This is a genomic window from Acidobacteriota bacterium (assembly GCA_018268895.1).
GTDB lineage: Bacteria > Acidobacteriota > Terriglobia > Terriglobales > Acidobacteriaceae > Edaphobacter.
This window is the reverse complement of the sequence record JAFDVP010000001.1, coordinates 75091-95589: the sequence shown is the minus strand read 5'-3', so window position 1 is coordinate 95589 and position 20499 is coordinate 75091. Positions and strand designations below refer to the sequence as shown.

Sequence of the window (20499 nt, the reverse complement as noted above, 5' to 3'; positions counted from 1 at the left end):
TTACGCTACGCTTTCTACTACAGGTCGAGTCTTCTCCGGGTCGGGACGGCTCAGCGTCTCCACCGGAGCCGGTGCCGCCACCTTCTTCTTGTACGTGCAGGGAGGCACCGTCGCCGCCGGTTCGTCCTCTCCCTTCTTCTTCCGCCGCTTCGGCAGGTCCGCCAGATTGTTCGGGCACACCCAGAACGTTCCCTTGTCGTTCGACACCTCAAGCAGGTACGCGCTCTCGCACTTCGGGCACGTCTCATCGATCAGCTTCAGGTTCGAGGCAAAGTCGCACTTCGGATAGTTCACGCAACCGTAGAACGTGTCTCCGCGCTTGGTCTTGCGCACGGCGATGTCGCCGCCATCCTTCGGACACTTCACGTCCAGCAATTCCTGCTTGATGTACTTGCACTTCGGATAGCCGCTACAGCTGATGAACTCGCCATACTGCCCATTGCGCAGCAGCAACGGCTTGCCGCACTTCGGGCAGGATTCCTCAAGCTGCACCGGCGGCTTCTGCTGCACCTTCTGGCTCAACTTGCGAATCGTCTTGCACGGCGGATCGTCGTTGTAGCCGGGACACGACATGAACGGCCCCCACGGACCGTTGCGCAGCACCATCGTGCGGCCGCAGTTGTCGCAGGCCTCTTCCTCCGGCGCCTCATCCGCGCCCGGAGCGCTCAGGTCGGGCTTGGCGGCGTAGTTCTCCTTCGTGAAGTCGCAGCTGAAGGTCTCCACCGTCACCTTCTTGCCCTTCTCCTGCGCCTCTTCGATCGCCGTGGTCAGCGCCTTTGCATCCGCTGCCTCCGCCGAGAAGTCGATCATGTCGTCGGTCGTCGCCTTCACCGTCATCGGGTAGGTCAGCGCAGAGGTGATCTTCTTGAGCACCGCCTTCTTGTCCTTCTTCCACGGACCAGCCGCAACCGTCATCGGCTTCGTCTTCGAGAAGTTCGAGCACGAGTAGAAGCTGCCGAACTTGCCCCACTTCAGGATCAGCGGCGAGCCGCACTTGTCGCAGGTCTCCTTGGTCGGCTCCTCCATCCGCTTGATGTCTTCCATGTGCTTCTCGGCGACCTTGAGCTCCTTCTCGAAGTGGTCGTAGAAGCCATTCAGCAGGTCCGTCCACCGCTCCTGGCCCTCTTCCACGGCGTCCAGCTCGCCCTCGAGCGTCGCCGTATACAGCGTGTCGAAGATGTACGGAAAGTTCTTGACCAGCAACTTTGTCACAACGATGCCGATCTCAGTCGGAACGAACTTCGCGCCGATCTTCTTCACATAGTCGCGGTCCTGGATCGTATTAATGATGGACGCATATGTCGAAGGCCGGCCAATGCCCTTCTCCTCGAGCGTCTTCACCAGGCTGGCTTCGTTGTAGCGCGGCGGAGGCTGCGTGAACTTCTGCTGCGAATCCAGCTTCTCGAGCCGCAACGCCTCGCCCGCGGCAAGCTCCGGCAGACGACGCTCCGCCTCGTCTTCGTTCTCCGCATCGGCGTCGCCCTGCGCCAGCTTCTCTTCCTTCGCAACCTTCTCCTTCGCCGCGGCGCGAGCGCGCTTCTCTTCTTCCTCGAACTTCAGATGACCGTCGAACTTCAGCACGCTCCCGCTCACACGGAAGTCATACGTCAGCTTCGCCTTCGCCTCGATCTCCACCGTCGTCTGGTCGAAGATCGCCGGAGTCATCTGGCTCGAGACAAACCGCTGCCAGATCAGCTTGTACAAACGATACTGTTCGTCCGAGAGATACCTGCGGATCGACTCCGGCGTGAACTTCACCGACGTCGGGCGGATCGCCTCGTGCGCATCCTGCGCCTGGACCTGCTTCTTGCCCACGTACTCATTCGGCTTCGCCGGCAGATACTGCCCGCCCAGCTTGCCGATAAACTCACGCGCCTCCGCAATCGCATCCGGACTCACGCGGGTCGAGTCGGTACGCATGTACGTAATCAGGCCGACCGTTCCCTCGCTCCCGATCTCGACGCCCTCATACAAACGCTGCGCCACGCCCATCGTGCGGCGCACATTGAAGCCCAGCCGTCCCGCCGCATCCTGCTGCAGCTTGCTCGTCGTGTAAGGGGCCTTTGGATTGTTTTTCCGCTCCTTCTTGTCGACCGAGCGGACCTTCCAGGAAGCCTGCTTCAGCTCGCCGACAACCTCTTCGACGGCGTCTCCATCGGGAAGCGCATTCGCAATGAACAACTCCTTGCCGTCCGCATCAACGCCATTCGCCACACGCGAAGGAACGCCATTCACGCCGACAAACCTCGCTGTAAATCCCTGCTTACCGCCGGGCAGAAGATCGGCGTCGATCGTCCAGTACTCCACCGGCTTGAAATCGTTGATCTCCTGCTCGCGCTCGACGATCAGCCGTAGCGCCACCGTCTGCACACGTCCCGCGCTCAAACCGCGGCGCACCTTGTCCCATAGCAACGGAGAGATCTGGTAGCCCACCAGCCGGTCCAGCACACGCCGCGTCTGCTGCGCATCGACCAGGTTCTCGTCGACGTCGCGGGCATGGGCGAAGGCCGCATTCACAGCCTTCTTCGTAATCTCGTTGAAGGTCACGCGCCGCACCTTCGACTTGTCCTTCACCACCGGCAGCAGTTGCATCGAAAGATGCGCGGCGATCGCCTCGCCCTCGCGGTCGGGGTCAGGCGCCAGGTAAACCGCATCGGCCTTCGCCGCCAGCTTCTTCAGGCGGTCGACGACCTTCTCCTTTCCAGGAGAGACGATCAGCGTCGGCTCGAAGGTCCGCTTCTTCAGCTCCACGCCGATGTCGTTTTTGGGCAGATCCATGATGTGGCCGATCGAGGCCTCCACCGTGTAATCGCTGCCGAGATATTTTCCGATCGTCTTCGCCTTCGCCGGCGACTCCACGATCACTAATGACTTAGCCATCTGGTCCCTTCACTCACCAAAACGTTCAGCCGTGGCCAAACGTTCCATCTTTCTCTCACTTCTCAAGATTCCCTTGCGAACCTAACACGGTTTCGTCCGGGGCGCCATCTCTCCATATCCCACAACTGACGCGCTCGGTGCCAAAACGTTACCACCATGAATAGGTACAACCTCCGCTCCACCCATTCCTCAATCTCGTTCCAAGTCAAGCCAGAACGCAGACTTACCTGCTCGAAGAAAAAACTTTTCCACCGGTCGTACCGGCCGGATCACGGAGAACGCTAAAGCGCACGAACATAATTCTTTCCCGGAAGCTGCTTCACCCGGCCTGAAAGCTCCAGCTCAAACAACGCCGTAAAGATCTCCGGCGATCCAAGCTCTCCTTCCAAACCCTCGATCAGCTCATCCAGTTGTGTCGCCTCATCCGCTCGCAGTCTGTCGAGAACCAAACGTTCCTGGTCCGAAAGTGCAGTCTCTCTGCGGCCCGTATCGCTAAATAAGGATGCAGTCCCTGCCGCATTCGATTCATCGGAGCTTCTAACCCCCGCCTCCTCCTCCAGTTGCCGGCGAACCGGTGAGGGCAGGTCCTCCCACACATCCTCCCAGGTCGCCGTCAGCTTCGCTCCCTGCTTGATGAGCGTATTCGGCCCCCAGGCATTCTTGTTCGTCACGTTGCCTGGGACCGCGTAGATGTCGCGGTTCTGCTCCATCGCCAGCCGCGCCGTGATCCTCGTTCCGCTGTGCTCCGCGGCTTCGATCACCAGCACGCCCAAACTCATTCCGCTCAGAATGCGGTTGCGCACGGGGAAGTTCTGCGGCGCCGGAAACGTGCCAAGCGGATACTCGCTGACGATCGCGCCTCCGCTCTCGACGATCTGCTCGGCCAGCCGCTTGTTCTCCTTCGGATAGATCACGTCGATCCCCGTTCCCCACACCGCAACTGTGTTGCCCTTCGCCGCAAGCGCGCCCTTGTGCGCCGCAGTGTCCACACCGCGAGCCATGCCGCTAAAGATCGTCAGCCTGCGCGCCGCCAGATCGCGCGCCAGCATCTCGGCCATCCCCGCGCCATAGGTCGAAGGATGCCGCGTCCCCACAACGGCAATCCCCGGACGCGCGAGCGACTCCATGCTGCCGCGAACCCACAGGACCGCCGGAGGATCGTATATCTGCCGAAGACGTTCGGGATACTGCTCGTCGACAGGAGTGAGAATTCTTCCGCCGCTCTCTCCGAGGCGATGCAGCTCATCCTCCGCTGCCGCGCGCGCCCTCTGTTCGAAGACAAACTGCGCAGAGTGCGCCGGCATCCCCAGCCCCTCAAGGTCGGTCAGCGACGCCTCGAACAACCGCTCCGGCTCACCCAGCCGCCGCATCACCTTCCACGTCCGGGTAGCACCCATCCCCGGTGTAAGCACCAGCGCCAGCCATGCAAGCTGCGCCGTCCTCTGAGCTTCAACTGTAGCCACACTGCTCTGCTGGCCCAACTTCATCCATCCTCTTTCTAGCCCTTACACCTGCTGCGCCACCTGTATCAGGCCGCGAATATACCCATAACAATAGGCGAACGACTGTAAACCGCGCGGATCGCTCTCCGCCTGCGGCACGTGGTCAGGCATCAGCATATAAGGATACCCAACCTCCTTGTAGACGTTGAGCGCCTTCCACATATTCACATCGCCCTCGTCCGGATACACCTCGGTAAAGTCGTTCCTGTGCCCGCGGATATTCCTGAAGTGCACATTGAAGATCTTCTTCCGCGAACCGAAGTAGCGAATCACGTCGTAGATTTGCGTACCCGGATCGGTCAGCATCTCCGATACCGTCCCCTGGCAGAAGTTCAGACCGTGATACTCGCTCTCACGAATCGTGATGAACTTCTTCAACCCATCCACCGTCCCCAACACGCGATCGACGCCCTGGTACCCCTCCGGCGGCACCCCCGGGTCCTGCGGATGACACGCCATCCTCACCTTGTTCTCATTCGCCACCGGAATGATCCTGTCGAGGAAGTACGTAATCCTCTCCCAGAACGCATCGGCATCCACGTGCCCGGCGATCGTCAGCGGAGACTTCGGCTTCGCTTCGGCAAGGTTCCACCTGCTGTAGCTCGCGTCGCCGCGGCCCGGCACTCTTCCCGAACGCAGCACGCCGAGAATGCTCATGTTGTACTTGATCGAAGGCAGACCCGCCTGGGCGCAGTTGCGAATCAGTATCTGCAACTGCTCAATGTCGCGATCGCGCTCCGGGCTCTTCGCCAGCATGATCGCCGGATGCTTCTCATTGTCGATGTAGCTCGACTCCAGAATCGGCGGCCCGACACACACCACCTCAATGCCATTCTTCTCAGCCAGTTCCTTCATCCGGCTGAGCTCTTCCACCGTCGACGCAATCCTGCCGTCCGACGTCTGAGGATAACCGCAGATATGTTTCACACCATAGCGAGCCAGGTACTTCAGATGAGCATCCGTAGTCGGAGCACTCTGACAACCCAGCTTCATCAATACCGGCTTCGACTTTGCTGCCCTTGAACCAGAAGACTGGGCATCCGTCGCCACGCCGCCGCCAATCACTGCCGCGACAGCGGTCGAACTTGAAAGAAATCGTCTGCGATCCATAGTCACCCACTATCTCCCATCGCAACGGAAATATCCATAACTCATCCTGCCAGCGCTATTTCCGTGCGCAAAACATCGCGGGGACAAAGAACTGACAAACATTTGACAATCCTGTCTCCACTAAGGCCGCATGCTTTAAGCAATCCCTAGCCACCCCTTCCACGGGAGGAGAATGATTATGCTCAAACGCCTTCTTCTTGCCGGGCCCCTTGTACTCGCCTTGATCGCCTGTACCCTGCCGCTTAGGGCATCCACCATCACTTACACCGCCATGATGAGCGGGGCCAATGAGGTCCCGTCAAATGGAAGCACCGCCACAGGCTTTACGACACTCACACTCACCGGAGATATGCTGACGGTCAACATCACCTTCTCGGGTCTTACCGGCGGTCCAGCCAGCGCCGCTCATATCCACTGCTGCACCGCTCCTGGCAGCAATGCCGCTGTTGCGGTTCCCTTTACCGGATTTCCGAATGCTACCTCCGGCACCTACTCCAACACCTTTGACCTTACCCTCGCTTCAACCTATACCGCAGCTTTTATCACCGCCGAGGGCGGAACAGCTGCGGGAGCAGAGGCTGCCCTTATCGCGGCCTTGAACAGCGGTCAAACCTACAGCAACATTCACAATGCAACCTTCCCCGGCGGAGAGATTCGCGGCTTCATCGCCGCTACCCCCGAACCCAATTCACTCCTGCTCTTAGGGACCGGACTCATCGGAGCCTTCGCCACACTCCGCAGGCGTCTGCAAGCCTGAGCTCTCCCCCTTCGTATCGGTGGCCGGGACGCTAACAGGACCCCCGGCCATCCATTGCAAAATCCCCTCTCGAATTAGAGATCTACTCCCCTTCATCACATCGCTTGCAATTAAGCTTCACCCCCAGACGCGACGCGCGCCCCTCCTCCGTCGTCACCCACTCCCGCACCATCCATGGAGGGTCGTGCCGCACATGCTGTCCATGCCCGCACTCCAGCCGCGCCACCCAATGCCCTTCTTCGTCTTTCTCGTAACCGATGATCGCACGTTGCATATCACGCCCTCCCCTCACATCCACTACACTACTTCCTTGGCCCCCGTCTCATCCCATCCCGTCAGCGTAGCAGCCATCGACTTCCTCAATCCCGCTCCCCTCATGTGGGACTTCGAGCATCCTCCCCGCTCCTTCCATCTCTCCGCGCGCTACCGGCTCCACTACACCATGCCGTCACTGTGCGCCGAAGACCTCCTCGCTGGACGCGCCGACCTCGGCCTCATCCCCATCGCCTCCATCACGCCCGACCTCGCCATCGTACCCGGATGCACCATCGCGTCGCTCGACCACGTCCGCTCCATTCAGCTCATCGTCAAAACGCCTCACACGCTCGAGACCGTACGCACCGTCGCAACCGACAGCGCCTCGCGAAGCTCCCGCGCCTACGCCCAGATCCTCTTCCGAGACGTCCATCGCAACTCGCCAACCTTCATCGAGGAACCCGCCGCCCCGATCGTCATGCTGCGCCATCACGATGCCGCACTCGTCATCGGAGACCCGGCCCTGCTCGCCCTTGAAGCGCGCCATCAGATCGAAGGGGCCATCGGCCCCTGCCAGTGGTTCGATCTGGCGCACGAGTGGCGCACGCACACCGGCCTGCCCTGGGTCGCAGCCGTCTGGGCCGTGCGCCCCGAGGCCCTTACCCGCGACAGCGTACCGGCCCCCGACCTGATCGACGACCTCACCCGATCGCGCGATCACGGTCTCGCTCACATCGGCGACCTCGCCGACGAGTGGGCGCCGCGCATCGCGCTGACACGCAGCACCATCCATCGCTATCTCACCGAAAACATCCATTACACGCTGACAACGGAGTGCGTCGAAACCATCCGTCTCTTCCGCAGGCTGGCCGCTGGAGCAGAAATCCTGCCTCCCCTGCCCGACCTGCGGTTCCTGTAGCCATACGGCAAACTGACAATTTTCTCCGATTTCCGCGCGACTTCATCTGCCAGTTTGGCGTCATAGAGCCTATGACGCCAACCGTCACCGCCGTCGTAGCCGATACCGGCTCCGCGTTCGAGATCGTGGCGCCACATAGCAGGCGCTCCCCCCTGCTTCACTTCCTCTTCGGCTTCGGCCTCTTCGGACTCTTCTTCGTCGCCATCGCCGACGCCTCGTTCGTCCCCCTGCCCATCCCCGGCATCACCGACATCATGCTCATTCTGATGGCGGCGCGCCACCAGAATGCCTTTCTGCTCATCCTCATCGCCACCGCAGGGTCGGCCATCGGCGGATACCTCAGCTATCGCGTTGCCCTGTCGGGAGGCATGGCCTTCATCGAGAAGCGTGTTCCCCCGCGCATCTTCAAGCTTGTCTGCGAATGGATGGAAGGCCACGCCGTCCTCTCGGTCGCGCTCCCTGCCCTCTTGCCTCCGCCCATGCCGCTCACACCCTTCGTGCTCGCCGCCGGCGCCCTGAAGATGCCGCAGAGGAAGTTCCTCACCGCTTTCATCATCAGCCGCGCAGCGCGTCACGCCATTGCAGCAGGGCTGGGCCTCTACTACGGACGCCACATCCTGCGCCTCTGGCACCACATCTCGGCGAAGTACGCCACGCCTATCCTCATCGTCGTTTGGGCATCCATCATCCTCGGCTGCGCCTTCGCCTTCTGGAAGATATACAAAGCCTCGCAGAGCGTCGCTGCGCCGCAGGGTCTGGCTCAGAACAAGTCCGTCGCCTGAGACTTGTGCGCCCGAATCTTTCTATCTTTGTCATTCCGTAGCGCAGCGAAGTGCTTGCCTGGGCGAGGTCGAATGGGAGCCTTCTTTGCCTGCAAATAGAAGCAGGGCGGCACCCGCCGCCCTATTCCCTATTCCCTATTAAAACTCCCACCGCAAGAGCGTAGCGCCCACCGTGAATCCGGCTCCCACGCTCGCCAGCAGCACCAGGTCACCCTTTTTCAGCCGTCCATCGTCCAGCGCCGTCTGCATCGCCAGCGGAATCGTTCCCGCCGTCGTATTGCCGAACCTATCTATATTAATGACCACCCTGTTCTCCGGCATCCCCAGCCGCTCCGCTGTCGAAAGAATGATCCGCTTATTGGCCTGGTGCGGGATAAAACAGGCCAGCTCGCTGCCTGCAACGCCATTGCGCTCCAGTATCTTCTCCGCCGCTTCGGCCATCTTGCGCACGGCAAACTTGTACACCGCCTGTCCGTCCTGATGGACGTAGTGCATCTTGTTCGACACCGTCTCCGCTGTTGTGGGATTCAGGCTTCCTCCGGCCGGCATATTCAGCGCTACCGCACCTGCGCCGTCGATCTCGTGCCAGAAGTCGATCAGCCCGATCTCGCCCTCCTCGCAGGGCTCCAGCAGGACCGCACCCGCGCCATCGCCGAAGATCACGCACGTCGCCCGGTCCGTATAGTCGATGATCGAGCTCATCACGTCGGCGCCGATCACCAGCACCTTCTTGTGCGCTCCGCTCTCCACCAGCTTCGCGCCCACCTGCAACGCATATGGAAACCCCGAGCACGCGGCGGAGAGGTCGAAACCCCAGGCTCCCGGAACTCCCAGCTTGTTCTGCACCAGGCAGGCCGTGGCCGGAAACAGCATGTCAGGAGTCACCGTCGCGACGATGATCGCCTCGACCTCAGTCGCCGGAATGCCGCGCTTCTCCAGGCATCGCTTTGCCGCTTCCGTCGCCAGGTCGCTGGTCGCAACGCCCTTGTCGACCAGGTGGCGTTCGCGGATTCCCGTCCGCTCCACAATCCACTGGTCGTTGGTCTCCACCATCTTTTCCAGATCGGCGTTGGTTAACAGACGCGGCGGAACATAGGTTCCAACCGAAGAGATCTTTGCCCGCACCTGTGTCCGCGGCTTCAACGTCAGACTCAAACTCTCACCTCAGCCCTTCAACTCGCGAAAAATGAACTTTCCTTGAATGCCACCATTCTCACCGAGAATGGCCCACCTGTCACGCCCCCCATAAAGCCGTTGTAAGGACGCAGCAAACCCCGGCTCCTCAGGCATCTTTGAATTGTCCAAGGGTAGAGCAAGGGAAGAAGTCTGCGCTGAGCGCGCTTAAGTTAAAAATGTACCGGGCGACCCACTGCGCCCGTAATGACCCGTTACCGTTGCTTCCTTCCGGACCTGGCGGGGTTGGCGGGATTACGTCGCGTAGGACCCGGCACACGATCAAGTTTATCATCGCGCGACCATCCACGCATCTTCGCTTGTTACTCTGGACAAGGCTTCCCTGGACCTCGATGGATCTGCCCGCAGAGAATGAAGCGCTTCAGGCGCACTACCGCAAACGACTTGCCTCTCTCGACCACGAACAGAGTCTCGTCATCTCCCGGCGCACGCGTCACCGTATCTTCCTTCTTTTCTGCCTCGCCTTTGTTCTCATCCTCGGACTGCGCACCTCAGGCCTCGCATCCTGGTTCGCCTTAATTCCTCTTATCGCCGGTCTTGCCTCCGTGCCCGCTTATCTCGGCCTTCAATCCGAGCTCGTCCGCATCCAGCGCCTACAGGTCTTTCACGACACCAATCTTGCCCGCGTCGACGGAACCCGCACGCAGTCTGGCCATACGGGCGAAGAGTTCTACTCGCCCTCGCACCTCTACGATCGGGACCTCAACGTCCTTGGCCCCAACTCGCTCTTTGGCCTCCTTGCCACCGTTCGCACCGGTATTGGCCAGCGCGGACTGGCCCGCATACTCCTTGATCCAGCCGAACCCGAGCAAGTCCTTGAGCGCCAGCAATCCGTACAGGAGCTTGCGCCTCTCACAACCCTTCGTGAAAAAATCACCCTCCTTGGCCCCTCGCGCTTTCAGGATGTCTCCGCCACCATATTCGACTCATGGGTCGAAGAACCTGCTCCATACTTCCATCCGGCAATCTCATGGGTTCTCATCGCGATCTCTGTGACCGTCATCGGTCTTCTTCTTGCTGGCCTGTTTCAGCGCATCGCATGGACCACGGTATTCATCGGACTCGCATGCGCCTTCGCTGTTCAGGGAATCGTCTACCTCATCGTCCGTGCCCGTGTTCTCCCCATCCTCCGCGCTTCACGCGTCGCCAACCAGATGCAGCTCTTCGCCGACGGAGTCGCTCTCCTCGATCGGCAGGACTTCCACTCGCCTCGCCTGCAAAAACTGCAGCAAGCGTTCCGAGAACCGTCTCGAGCGCTCTCCGCATTGCGTGGCATCCAGAATCAGTTCGACATCGTCGAGCAGCTAACCCGCGAATACTCGGCCATCCTCTCTATCCTCTTCTCCATAGGAACTCAGGCTGCCATCTCCATCTCCAACTGGAAACGCACCCACGCCGGCTCGCTCAAACAATGGATCGTCGCGTGGGCAGAGTTCGAAGCTCTCAATGCCCTGGCCAACTACGCCTTCGAGCATCCCCAGGACGTCTATCCCACCTTGCTTTCCCGGAAGCAGTCCGGTCAGATTCACGCCACCGCCCTCGGTCACCCCCTCATTCCCAGGCAACACTGCATCTGTAACGACATCGCTCTCGATGCGGAGACACGCTTCTACCTCATCAGCGGATCCAACATGGCCGGAAAATCCACCCTCCTCCGCGCCATCGGGCTCAATACAGTCCTCGCCTTCGCCGGTGCTCCCGTCCGCGCGACATCGCTTTCACTCACTCCTCTCCGCATCGGGAGCTCTCTCGCTCTCACCGATTCTCTCGCCGAAAGCAAATCCAAATTCCTCGCCGAAGTCCAGCGCCTCCACGCCATCCTCGCCCTCAGCAAACGCTCACCCACGCTCTTCCTCATCGACGAGCTCTTCAGCGGCACCAACTCGCACGATCGCGCCATCGCAGCTCAGGCCGTCCTTCGCGATCTTCTCCGTAACAACGCCATCGGCGCTCTCTCCACACACGACCTTGCTCTCACCACACTCGCCACGCCGGAAAACCACGGCATCAATGTCCACATGGCCAGCCCCAACTCCGACGATCCCCTTGCCTTCGACTTCCTTCTCAAACCGGGTATCAACCCCGCCTCCAACGCCCTCGCCATCATCCGCATGATGGACATCGAGACCTAACCCCAAACCCGCCCACCCGTGCTACCCTTCCCTCCATGCGATTGGTCCTGCCACTTTTCCTCTTCCTTTCCATCGCCGTCCGCGCACAAGACGTCCACGTCCGCGTCGATCCTTCCGCTCCTCACGCCAACCCCGGCAACGAAGACCGCACCGTCTTCCCCACCATCCAGAATGCGCTCGACCATCACCCCTGGCCGGGTAAAGGATCCCTCAGCAAAGACGGCAATCCAGCACGCATTTATATAGAGATCTCCCCCGGCATTTACCACGAGCGCGTCATCATCACCCAGAACCATCCCAACATCACTCTCATCGGTAAAGGCAAACGGCCCGAAGACGTCGTCATCACCAACAGCCTTAATGCAAAGCAGGCGGGAGGAACCTTCTTCACCGAAACAGTCCAGGTCAACGGCTCCGGCTTCGAGGCCGACAACATCACCTTCGAGAACTCCGCCGGCAACACCGGCCAGGCCGTTGCTGTCGCCGTCCGTTCCGACCGCGCCATCTTCAAGCATTGCCGTTTCCTCGGCCATCAGGACACGCTCTTCGCCGACTACGGCCGCCAGTACTACGTCGACTCCTATATCGAAGGCGGCGTCGACTTCATCTTCGGCAACGCGGCCGCCGTCTTCGACCGCACAGAGCTCCACGCCAACGGCCCCGGCTACCTCACCGCGCAGTCGCGCACCGCTGTCGATCAACCTACCGGCTACGTCATCGTGAATAGTCGCGTCACCAGCAGCATCGACCATAACCCTTCAGCAAGAGCCACTACTGCCCTCGGCCGTCCGTGGCGCCCGTACTCGCGCGTCGTCTACATCAACACTGAACTTCCCTCCGACCTCGACCCCGCCGGCTGGAGCAACTGGGGCAACCCGGCCAACGAGAAGACCGCCGACTATGCCGAATCCGGCAACACTGGCCCCGACGCGAATCCATCCTCGCGAGTGAAGTGGTCACACCAACTCACTCCGGAAGAAACCAGCCAGTACCTTCCAGACAACTTCCTCGCAGGCAAAGACCATTGGCGCCCGGAGACAGAAGCGGCTAAACTTCCCTGACGCCCCTGGAAGGAAATCCCCAGTGCTAAATCGATTTTCCCGCCGCACCTTCGCCAGGCTGTTCGGCTCCGCCGCACTTGCTCCCACCGCGCTCCCCAGCTTTGCTTTCGCAGCGGCAAACCCGGCAGCGCCTGCGCCGCACTCCTTTCCGAAGAACTTTCTCTGGGGATCCGCTACGGCCTCCTATCAGGTCGAGGGTGCCGTCAACGAAGACGGCCGCGGGCCTTCCATCTGGGACACCTTCTCGTACACTCCCGGCAAGACCAACATGGGCGACACGGGCGACGTCGCAGACGACCACTACCATCGCTACAAAGAAGACATCCAGCTCATGAAGGCCATGGGCCTCCAGACCTACCGCTTCTCCGTCAGTTGGTCGCGCATCTTTCCAACCGGCGTCGGCACTCCCAACCCCAAAGGCCTCGACTTCTACAACCGTGTCGTCGATGAGCTTCTGGCCAACGGCATTCAGCCCTACTGCACCCTCTTCCACTGGGACCTTCCACAGGCGCTCGAAGACAAAGGCGGCTGGCAGTCGCGCGATACCTCCGAGGCCTTCGCCCGCTACGCGGGCTATATGGCCGAGCATCTCTCCGACCGCGTCAAGCACTTCATGACCCTCAACGAGATGCGCTCCTTCGTCGACATCGGCTACAAGGACGGCCGCCACGCGCCCGGACTCACCCTTCCGCCCGCAGGCGTCAACCAGGTGCGGCACCACGCCGTCCTCGCTCACGGACTCGGCGTACAGGCCATCCGCGCCCACGCCAGGCCGGGCACCAAAGTCGGTCTCGCCGAAAACGCCGATGCCTGCACCCCTGTCATCGAGACCGCCGAACACATCGCCGCAGCCCGCAAAGCCATGCGCGAAGAGAACGCCGGCTACCTCACCGCCGTGATGGAGGGTCGCTACACCGACGCCTACCTCGCTCATCACGGAGCCGACGCGCCGAAGTTCACCGCCGCCGACATGAAGGCCATCGGCTCTCCGCTGGACTTCGTCGGCCTCAACAACTACACCGCCACATGGGTGCGCGCCGACAGCTCACCGCGCGGCTATGCTGTCGTCCCCTCGCCGAAGTCCTATCCGCACATGATGAGCTCATGGCTTCAGGTCGGGCCGCAGGGACTCTACTGGGGACCAAAGCTCATCGCCGAAACCTGGAGCGTCAAGGAGATCTACATCACCGAGAACGGGGCCTCGTCCAGCGACGTCCTCACCCCCGACGGCCATGTCTACGACACCGACCGTGTGATGTACCTGCGCAACTACATCGCCCAGCTACAGCGCGCCGTCTCCGAAGGCGTGCCGGTCAAAGGCTACTTCTGCTGGAGCTTCATGGACAACTACGAGTGGGCCGATGGCTACGCTTACCGCTTCGGCCTTCACTACGTCGACTTCAAAACCCAGAAACGCACACCAAAGCTAAGCGCGCGCTTCTACAAAGAAGTCATCACCCGCAACGGCCTCGCATAAAGGAGCGGCAGACTGCCTTTCGTACAAACCGCGAACCGCCAGCTCCAAACTGGTGATTGAAAACTTCGTTCCCACCTGAGCGAAGCCGCCTGCCAGACCGCATTTTCCTGCGATTTCGCACGAAGTTCGTCCGATAATCGGCCGCATGAAATTTATTTTCGGATGGGCAAAATCGCCTGCCTCCTGCTAGGTCGCTGGAAGCAGAGAAGAACCAGTAAACATGCAAATTATTGCATGTTTTTGAGAAATTTCTTTCAGACTATCGAGGTCTCCTTATCCGCATCTATGGTCTTACCGTACGCAGAAAGTGAAAAACCTTCCCCATTTCCTAGGAGAACTCCATTGCGTAAATTTCTACTTTCACTCGTAGCTGTTTCGGCGCTGATTGTTGCTCCAGCGCTGCATGCAACTCCCATTACAGGTCAATTCTCCGTTACCGGCGCTTCCGTTCAGGACACGGGGACACAATTGATCTTCGTCCCGAACTCGATCAATGTCGGTGCGGCCGGAACCATCACAGGCTCTTTCGCCTCGTTGCTGACGGCGGGAGAGGCCGGGACCATCACCTCGCCGATCAACTACGCCGCCTATACTCCCGGCAGCGCGTCGCTGGTCTTTGGTAGCGGCTCAACACTACTCACCTTTACGCTCAACTCCATCACTGAAGTGACGAGTGGAGCGTTCGGCAACTTCACTGGAACCGGCCTCATCACGTCGGCCGTTGCAGGCTACGACCCCACCCTGGCGAATCTGTTCTTCAGCACGCAGGCCAATGGTGATGTCACCTTCTCGGCAACGGCGGTTGCGACACCGTCGGCTGTTCCCGAACCCTCCACCCTGCTCCTTCTCAGCACCGGACTCCTCGGCGCTGCTGGAATGTTGAAGCGCCGTCTCTCCTAGAGCACGACCTTCAAGAAGTATCCGACGCCTCTGGCGCAGGTACAGATCCCCAAACGGTCTGAGTCCGCGCCAGAGGCGTTTTTATGCTCCCGCGGCCATCATGTGACAACCCTGACATGCCACACTTTGTCCGGAAAACCCAGAAAAATGCCCTTCCTAAACTACGTTGAACCGCTGTGGTTCGATAATCGAACCGTTTTTAATCGATACAATTTACGGCAAATTTTCTCTACCTCGCTGCAAGCAGAAGAGTAAAAAATACTGCGCAAAACAATGCAATATCGCGGAAAACGCTTTCAGACTAGGCACAAACATTTGTCGCATCTATTGTTGCTCCCAGGCTTAGGTAATTAGTTCCCAGTTTCCCTTTGCAGGAGGTTCCTACCTTGCGTAAATCAATCCTTTCGCTCGCTGTACTTTTGGCGCTGGTCTTTGTTCCAGCACTGCATGCCACTCCGATTACAGGTCAATTTTCTGCCACTGGTCCCTCGGTGCAAGATACTGGAACACAGTTGATCTTCAACCCGAACGGCATCAATGTCGGCGCGCAGAGCACACTGACCGGCGACTTCCAGATTCTTATGTATGGTGGAGAGTATGGCGTTATCACCTCGCCGATCAACTATGCCGCCTACGTTCCAGGCAGTGCCGCGCTCACGACCGGAAATGGCGCATCGTTATTCACGTTTACGATCGAATCGATTACCAACATGAGCTTTGGACCTTTTGGCAACTTCACCGCAAACGGGATCATGACAACCGCGAAGCCTGGATACGACCCCACACCGGGTACGCTCCTGTTCAGCACACAGGCCAACGGAGACGTCACTTTCTCCGTTACGGGCATGGCTGCCACCCCTGAGCCGTCCACTCTGCTGCTTCTTAGCACCGGCCTTCTCGGAGCTGCCGGGGCGCTGAAACGCAGGCTCTCCTAAGCTGAGCCGACTCTCAAACAAGAACGCCTCTGGCAATGCCAGAGGCGTTTTCTATTCTCAAAAAATTATTTTCTCTTGCTGCCATCCTGCAATTGCGGCATCTCCGAACCCTTCGTCAACGTCATGAGTCCGGCCTTGGCATACGTCAGCAGCTTCTCCCGCGTGTCTGCGATGTCGAGGTTCCGCATCGTCAGCTGGCCGATCCTGTCGCGCGGCGAGAACGTCGACTCGCCCTTCTCCATCGTCAGCCGCTCCGGCTTGAAGGTCAGGTTCGGCGAATCCGTATTCAGGATCGAGTAGTCGTTTCCACGCCGCAGCTCCAGCGTGACCTCGCCCGTCACCGCCTTCGCCACCCAGCGCTGCGCACTCTCACGCAGCATGATCGCCTGTGAATCGAACCAGCGCCCCTGGTACAGCAGTCGCCCCAGCTTGCGGCCGTTCTCGCGATACTGCTCGATCGTGTCCTCGTTGTGAATGCCCGTAATCAGGCGCTCATACGCGATATACAGCAGCGCCAGTCCCGGCGACTCGTAGATGCCCCGGCTCTTCGCCTCGATGATACGGTTCTCGATCTGGTCGCTCATGCCCAAACCGTGGCGTCCGCCGATGCGGTTGGCTTCGAGCAGCAGTTCCACCGAGTCCGTGTACTCCCTGCCGTTCAGCGCCACGGGCCAGCCCTCGACAAAGCGCACCGTCACCTCTTCGCGCTTCACCTCAACGTCGTCGCGCCACGAGGCTACACCCATAATCGGCACCACGATCTTCACGCTGCTCGAAAGAAACTCCAGGTCCTTCGCCTCATGCGTCGCGCCAAGCAGGTTCGAGTCGGTTGAATACGCCTTCTCCACCGACATCTTGTAAGCGAACCCCGACCGCTGCATGAACTCCGACATCTCCTTGCGGCCGCCCAGCTCTTCGATGAAGGCATCGTCCAGCCACGGCTTGTAGATCTTCAGGTCGGGGTTCACCAGCAGGCCGTAGCGATAGAACCGTTCGATGTCGTTGCCCTTGTACGTCGAGCCGTCTCCCCAAATGCCGACGCCGTCTTCCTTCATCGCCGAAACCAGCATCGTACCCGTCACCGCGCGCCCGATCGGAGTCGTGTTGAAGTACGTCACCCCCGCCGTCGTGATGTGGAACGCGCCCGACTGCAACGCAGCCAGTCCCTCGGCCACGAGCTGCAAGCGGCAGTCGATCAGCCGCGCCTGGGCCGCGCCATACTCCAGCGCCTTCTTCGGAATCTCATCGTAGTCCGCCTCATCCGGCTGCCCCAGGTTCGCCGTATACGCATACGGCACAGCGCCCTTCAGCTTCATCCAGTGCAGAGCCGCACTGGTATCCAGACCACCGGAGAACGCGATTCCAACCTTCTGTCCGGTCGGAAGAGACTGCAAAATATTCGACACGTTTCAGCCTTATAAAAAAGATTTTTTTGAGAAGTCCCGATCCTCAGTATCCGTGCCGGTCACTCGCCGAGTCAAACCCGCATAACCTGCAACTAACCCGACAGGCTCGTCCGGAAGGAGTAGCGTTCCTGACAAAAAGTTGACACTTAAATATCTTTAGGCATAGATTATCTATGCCTATGAAACCTACACCTAAAAATGGAATGCCTTCAGGCGCACTCGCCATGCTCATCCTGCGCGTCCTCCGCTCCAGCCCTCTGCACGGATATGCCATCGCGCAAAAGATCCATCTCCTCTCCAGAGAAGTCCTCGAAGTAGAAGAAGGCTCCCTCTACCCCGCCCTCCAGAAGATACTCCTCAAGGGCTGGGCCAGCGCCGAGTGGGGAATCTCCGAGACCGGCCGCAAGGTCCGCTTCTACCGGCTGACCGCTGCGGGCCGCAAACAGCTCGAGGCCGAGCTCGAAGACTACGACCGCGTCACCGAAGCGATCAAAGCTGTGCTGCGCACCGCATAGGAGAATCCAATGAACGAGCTCACGCGAAGAATCCAGTACCTGCTTCATCGCAGACGTATGCAGCAGGAGCTCTACGACGAGATGCAGTTCCACCGCGAGATGTCCACCCGCGCCGGCGCCGAACCGAAGAGCTTCGGCAACGAAGCCTTGCTGCATGAACGGGCGCGCGAGGCCTGGGGCTGGATCTGGATCGACAGACTCCTGCAGGACCTCCGCTTCGGGCTGCGCACCCTCGCGCGCTCCCCCGGCTTCACCCTCACCGCAGTCCTCGTGCTTGCAGTCGGAATCGGCGTCAACGTCGCCGCCTTCGGGCTCTTCAACATGTTCGTGTTGAAGCCCCTGCCCGTGCGCGACCCCGACACCATCGTCCGCCTGCAGCGAAGCGCCCCCGGCAGCTTCGCCTCCGTCATCGCGTACCCCTCCATCAAGTTCTATCGCGACCACGCCAAGACCTTGCGCGCCTTTATGGTCAGCACCGATCGCGAGATCCTCCTCGAAAGCGAGAGCAAGCCCATACGCGCCCGCTTCATCTCCGCCAACCTCTTCCGCGAGCTCGGCGCCGAAACATCACAGGGAAGACTCTTCGACCCGGAACGCGACGAACAAAAGGACTCTGCTCCCGTCGTCGTCCTCAGCCACACCTTCTGGCAGGAGCACTTCGACAGCGATCCCTCCATCGTCGGTCGAACCGTGCACCTCAATCACAAGCCCGCAATCGTGATCGGTATCGCCCCGCGCAACTTCAGCGGCCTCGGTCTGCCGCGCGAGCCAGCCTTCTGGATGCCGCTCGCCCAGCAGCCCTACTTCATAGAAGGCAGCACCGCGCTCACGGACGCAACACTCGACGGCATGCTCGACGTGTGGGCACGCCTCCAGCCCGGCGTATCGCCAAAGATCACCGCGCAGGAGCTCTTCGCCCTCACCAATGAACTGCGAAAGCAATCCCCCCAGGCCGTCTGGGACAACGAGCGCATTACCATCGAGCCTGGAGGCTACCTGCAGGCGCTGCACAAAGACAACGTCCCCATGATCAGCCTCGTCGCAACGCTCGTCCTGCTCATCCTCACCGTCGCCTGCAGCAACCTCGGCGGACTCCTGATGGCGCGCGGCGTCACCCGCGGTCACGAGATCTCCATACGCTTTGCTCTGGGAGCAAGCCGCCGCCGAATCATTCGCCAGCTCTTCACCGAAAGCCTCCTTCTCGCGCTGCTAGCCGCCGCCGCAGGAATCGGCCTCGGCTACCTCTGCCTCCGCGTCTTCCTCTCGCAGGTCAATGCTCCGCCGTGGCTCAACCCCACGCCCGACTGGAGAGTTGTCGCCTTCGCCGCAACCATCGGGCTGATCGCAGCCATCGTCTTCGGACTCGCACCCGCCCTGCAGCTCACTGCAAAGCGCAGAAGCGGCACGCGCACCCGCCAACTTCTCGTCACCGCGCAGATCGCCGCAAGCTGCGTCCTCCTCATCGTCGCAGGACTGCTCGTTCGCGCCCTGCACTTTGCCGTATCCACCGACCCCGGCTACGACTACCAGCACGTCCTCATCGTCGATCCCGACCTCGCCGCGCACGGCTACTCCAGCTCCGCCGCTAGAAATTATCTCGACGCCGCGCAGGCCAGGCTCAGCCGCCTTCCCGGTGTCACCTCCGTCGGACTCACCTCTATGGCTCCCCTCGGACATAAAAACGTCACCGGGCTCGGCGGATATCACTTCGGAATCTTCGTCAGTCACATCGAACCCGGCTTCTTCACCACCATGGCAATCCCTCGGCTCAGCGGAAGAGACCTGCAGGCCGGCGACACCAACGAAGCCGTCGTCAGCGAGTCCCTCGCGCGGCGTATGTGGCCCAACGAGTCTCCCCTCGGCAAGCAGTTTTCTCTCGACCCCTCGAACCCACAGTCCGAAAAACTCACCATCGTCGGCGTAGTCACCAACGCCCGCACCATGTCCATGCACGACCCCGACGCCACCGAGCTCTATCAGTTCAGCGATGACCATTCGCTTCCGCACATGGTCCTGCTCGTGCGCACACAGGGAAGGCTCGAGAACATCGCAACTGCAGCCAGAACTGTGACCGCCGGCATCGACGCCGGACTCTTCCCCTCGGTTCGCCTGCTCAGCGATTCCTTCCACGAAGAGGTTGGAACCGTAGAGAAAGGAGCAGTGATCGCAAGCCTGATGGGAGCCTCCGCCGTACTGCTCGCAGCCATCGGACTCCTGGGCCTGGTAGCCTACACTGTCTCCCAGAAGACCACGGAGATCGCCATACGGCTCGCGCTCGGCGCTAGCAAGACCCACGTCATTGCCGCAACGCTGCGTCAGTTCATCACTCCGGTAGCGCTGGGACTGATCATGGGTACCGTGCTAGCCGCACTCGCATCACAACTGTTGCGTCGCATCCTCTACGGAGTCAGCGGACTCGACCCGCTGAGCTACGCCGCCGCCATTGGACTGCTCGCCGCCATCGCATCCGTAGCCGCCTTCGCCCCCGCACGAAGAGCGCTCCGTATCGATCCCATGAGGATCCTCAGGCACGAGTAGTCTGCAAAATGAATACTTTTGCAGCCAATGCGTCAGCATTTCAGCACTTTACCCACCCACCGACCTAAGTCAATTATTTCTAATACTTTGCACAAAATAGGTGCCGGTGGAGTACAGCGGAGACATCCGAAAAACT

At 60.3% G+C, this 20499-nt stretch carries 16 protein-coding genes and 1 other RNA gene; 10 read left to right on the top strand and 7 right to left on the bottom strand.

Annotated features, from left to right (window positions below):
* The 3 genes from topA to JSS95_00375 all read right to left on the bottom strand — a co-directional run bounded on the left by topA (position 1) and on the right by JSS95_00375 (position 5492).
* Complete coding sequence (topA, locus tag JSS95_00385; GenBank protein MBS1798258.1) at positions 1-2880, bottom strand: type I DNA topoisomerase; 2880 nt, start codon at positions 2878-2880, stop codon at positions 1-3.
* A 281-nt stretch (positions 2881-3161) separates the two neighbouring features.
* Positions 3162-4367: a DNA-protecting protein DprA gene (gene dprA / locus JSS95_00380; protein MBS1798257.1), complete on the bottom strand. Its 1206-nt coding sequence runs from the start codon at positions 4365-4367 to the stop codon at positions 3162-3164.
* Between the two features lie 18 nt (positions 4368-4385).
* Positions 4386-5492: a mannonate dehydratase gene (locus tag JSS95_00375; protein MBS1798256.1), complete on the bottom strand. Its 1107-nt coding sequence runs from the start codon at positions 5490-5492 to the stop codon at positions 4386-4388.
* A gap of 178 nt (positions 5493-5670) precedes the next feature.
* Between JSS95_00375 and JSS95_00370 the strand changes: the two genes are divergently transcribed.
* Positions 5671-6249 carry a CHRD domain-containing protein gene (locus tag JSS95_00370; GenBank protein MBS1798255.1) on the top strand — a complete coding sequence of 193 codons (579 nt, stop codon included), beginning with the start codon at positions 5671-5673 and terminating at the stop codon, positions 6247-6249.
* An 82-nt stretch (positions 6250-6331) separates the two neighbouring features.
* Here the strand turns inward: JSS95_00370 and JSS95_00365 are convergent, their stop codons facing one another.
* A complete protein-coding gene (locus JSS95_00365; protein MBS1798254.1) occupies positions 6332-6523 on the bottom strand; it encodes a DUF3565 domain-containing protein in 192 nt (63 codons plus the stop codon).
* Between JSS95_00365 and JSS95_00360 the strand changes: the two genes are divergently transcribed.
* Both JSS95_00360 and JSS95_00355 read left to right on the top strand, forming a co-directional pair.
* Positions 6479-7423: a menaquinone biosynthesis protein gene (locus JSS95_00360; protein MBS1798253.1), complete on the top strand. Its 945-nt coding sequence runs from the start codon at positions 6479-6481 to the stop codon at positions 7421-7423. The genes JSS95_00365 and JSS95_00360 overlap by 45 nt on opposite strands.
* Positions 7424-7494: 71 nt before the next feature.
* Entirely contained in the window at positions 7495-8205 is a 711-nt protein-coding gene (locus JSS95_00355; protein ID MBS1798252.1) for a VTT domain-containing protein, read from the top strand.
* A 138-nt stretch (positions 8206-8343) separates the two neighbouring features.
* Here the strand turns inward: JSS95_00355 and JSS95_00350 are convergent, their stop codons facing one another.
* Both JSS95_00350 and ffs read right to left on the bottom strand, forming a co-directional pair.
* Positions 8344-9360, bottom strand: a complete 1017-nt coding sequence (locus JSS95_00350) for a ketoacyl-ACP synthase III (GenBank protein MBS1798251.1) — start codon at positions 9358-9360, stop codon at positions 8344-8346.
* A 197-nt stretch (positions 9361-9557) separates the two neighbouring features.
* Positions 9558-9655, bottom strand: an RNA gene (gene ffs, locus JSS95_00345) — signal recognition particle sRNA small type.
* Positions 9656-9731: 76 nt separating this feature from the next.
* Here ffs and JSS95_00340 point away from each other — a divergent pair.
* From JSS95_00340 to JSS95_00320, 5 genes are all read left to right on the top strand, one after another.
* Positions 9732-11531, top strand: a complete 1800-nt coding sequence (locus JSS95_00340; GenBank protein ID MBS1798250.1) for a hypothetical protein — start codon at positions 9732-9734, stop codon at positions 11529-11531.
* A 35-nt stretch (positions 11532-11566) separates the two neighbouring features.
* Positions 11567-12592: a pectin esterase gene (locus JSS95_00335; GenBank protein ID MBS1798249.1), complete on the top strand. Its 1026-nt coding sequence runs from the start codon at positions 11567-11569 to the stop codon at positions 12590-12592.
* 22 nt (positions 12593-12614) lie between these two features.
* On the top strand, positions 12615-14069 hold the full coding sequence (locus JSS95_00330) for a beta-glucosidase (protein ID MBS1798248.1): 1455 nt from the start codon (positions 12615-12617) through the stop codon (positions 14067-14069).
* Positions 14070-14354: 285 nt separating this feature from the next.
* A complete protein-coding gene (locus tag JSS95_00325) occupies positions 14355-14969 on the top strand; it encodes a PEP-CTERM sorting domain-containing protein (GenBank protein ID MBS1798247.1) in 615 nt (204 codons plus the stop codon).
* 386 nt (positions 14970-15355) lie between these two features.
* Positions 15356-15904 carry a PEP-CTERM sorting domain-containing protein gene (locus JSS95_00320; GenBank protein MBS1798246.1) on the top strand — a complete coding sequence of 183 codons (549 nt, stop codon included), beginning with the start codon at positions 15356-15358 and terminating at the stop codon, positions 15902-15904.
* A 65-nt stretch (positions 15905-15969) separates the two neighbouring features.
* Here the strand turns inward: JSS95_00320 and argG are convergent, their stop codons facing one another.
* Positions 15970-17310, bottom strand: a complete 1341-nt coding sequence (argG, locus tag JSS95_00315) for an argininosuccinate synthase (GenBank protein MBS1798245.1) — start codon at positions 17308-17310, stop codon at positions 15970-15972.
* Positions 17311-17534: 224 nt separating this feature from the next.
* Here argG and JSS95_00310 point away from each other — a divergent pair, with 224 nt between their 5' ends.
* Positions 17535-17825, top strand: a complete 291-nt coding sequence (locus tag JSS95_00310; GenBank protein ID MBS1798244.1) for a PadR family transcriptional regulator — start codon at positions 17535-17537, stop codon at positions 17823-17825.
* A 9-nt stretch (positions 17826-17834) separates the two neighbouring features.
* Positions 17835-20363: an ABC transporter permease gene (locus JSS95_00305; protein ID MBS1798243.1), complete on the top strand. Its 2529-nt coding sequence runs from the start codon at positions 17835-17837 to the stop codon at positions 20361-20363.
* Positions 20364-20499 lie beyond the last annotated feature (136 nt).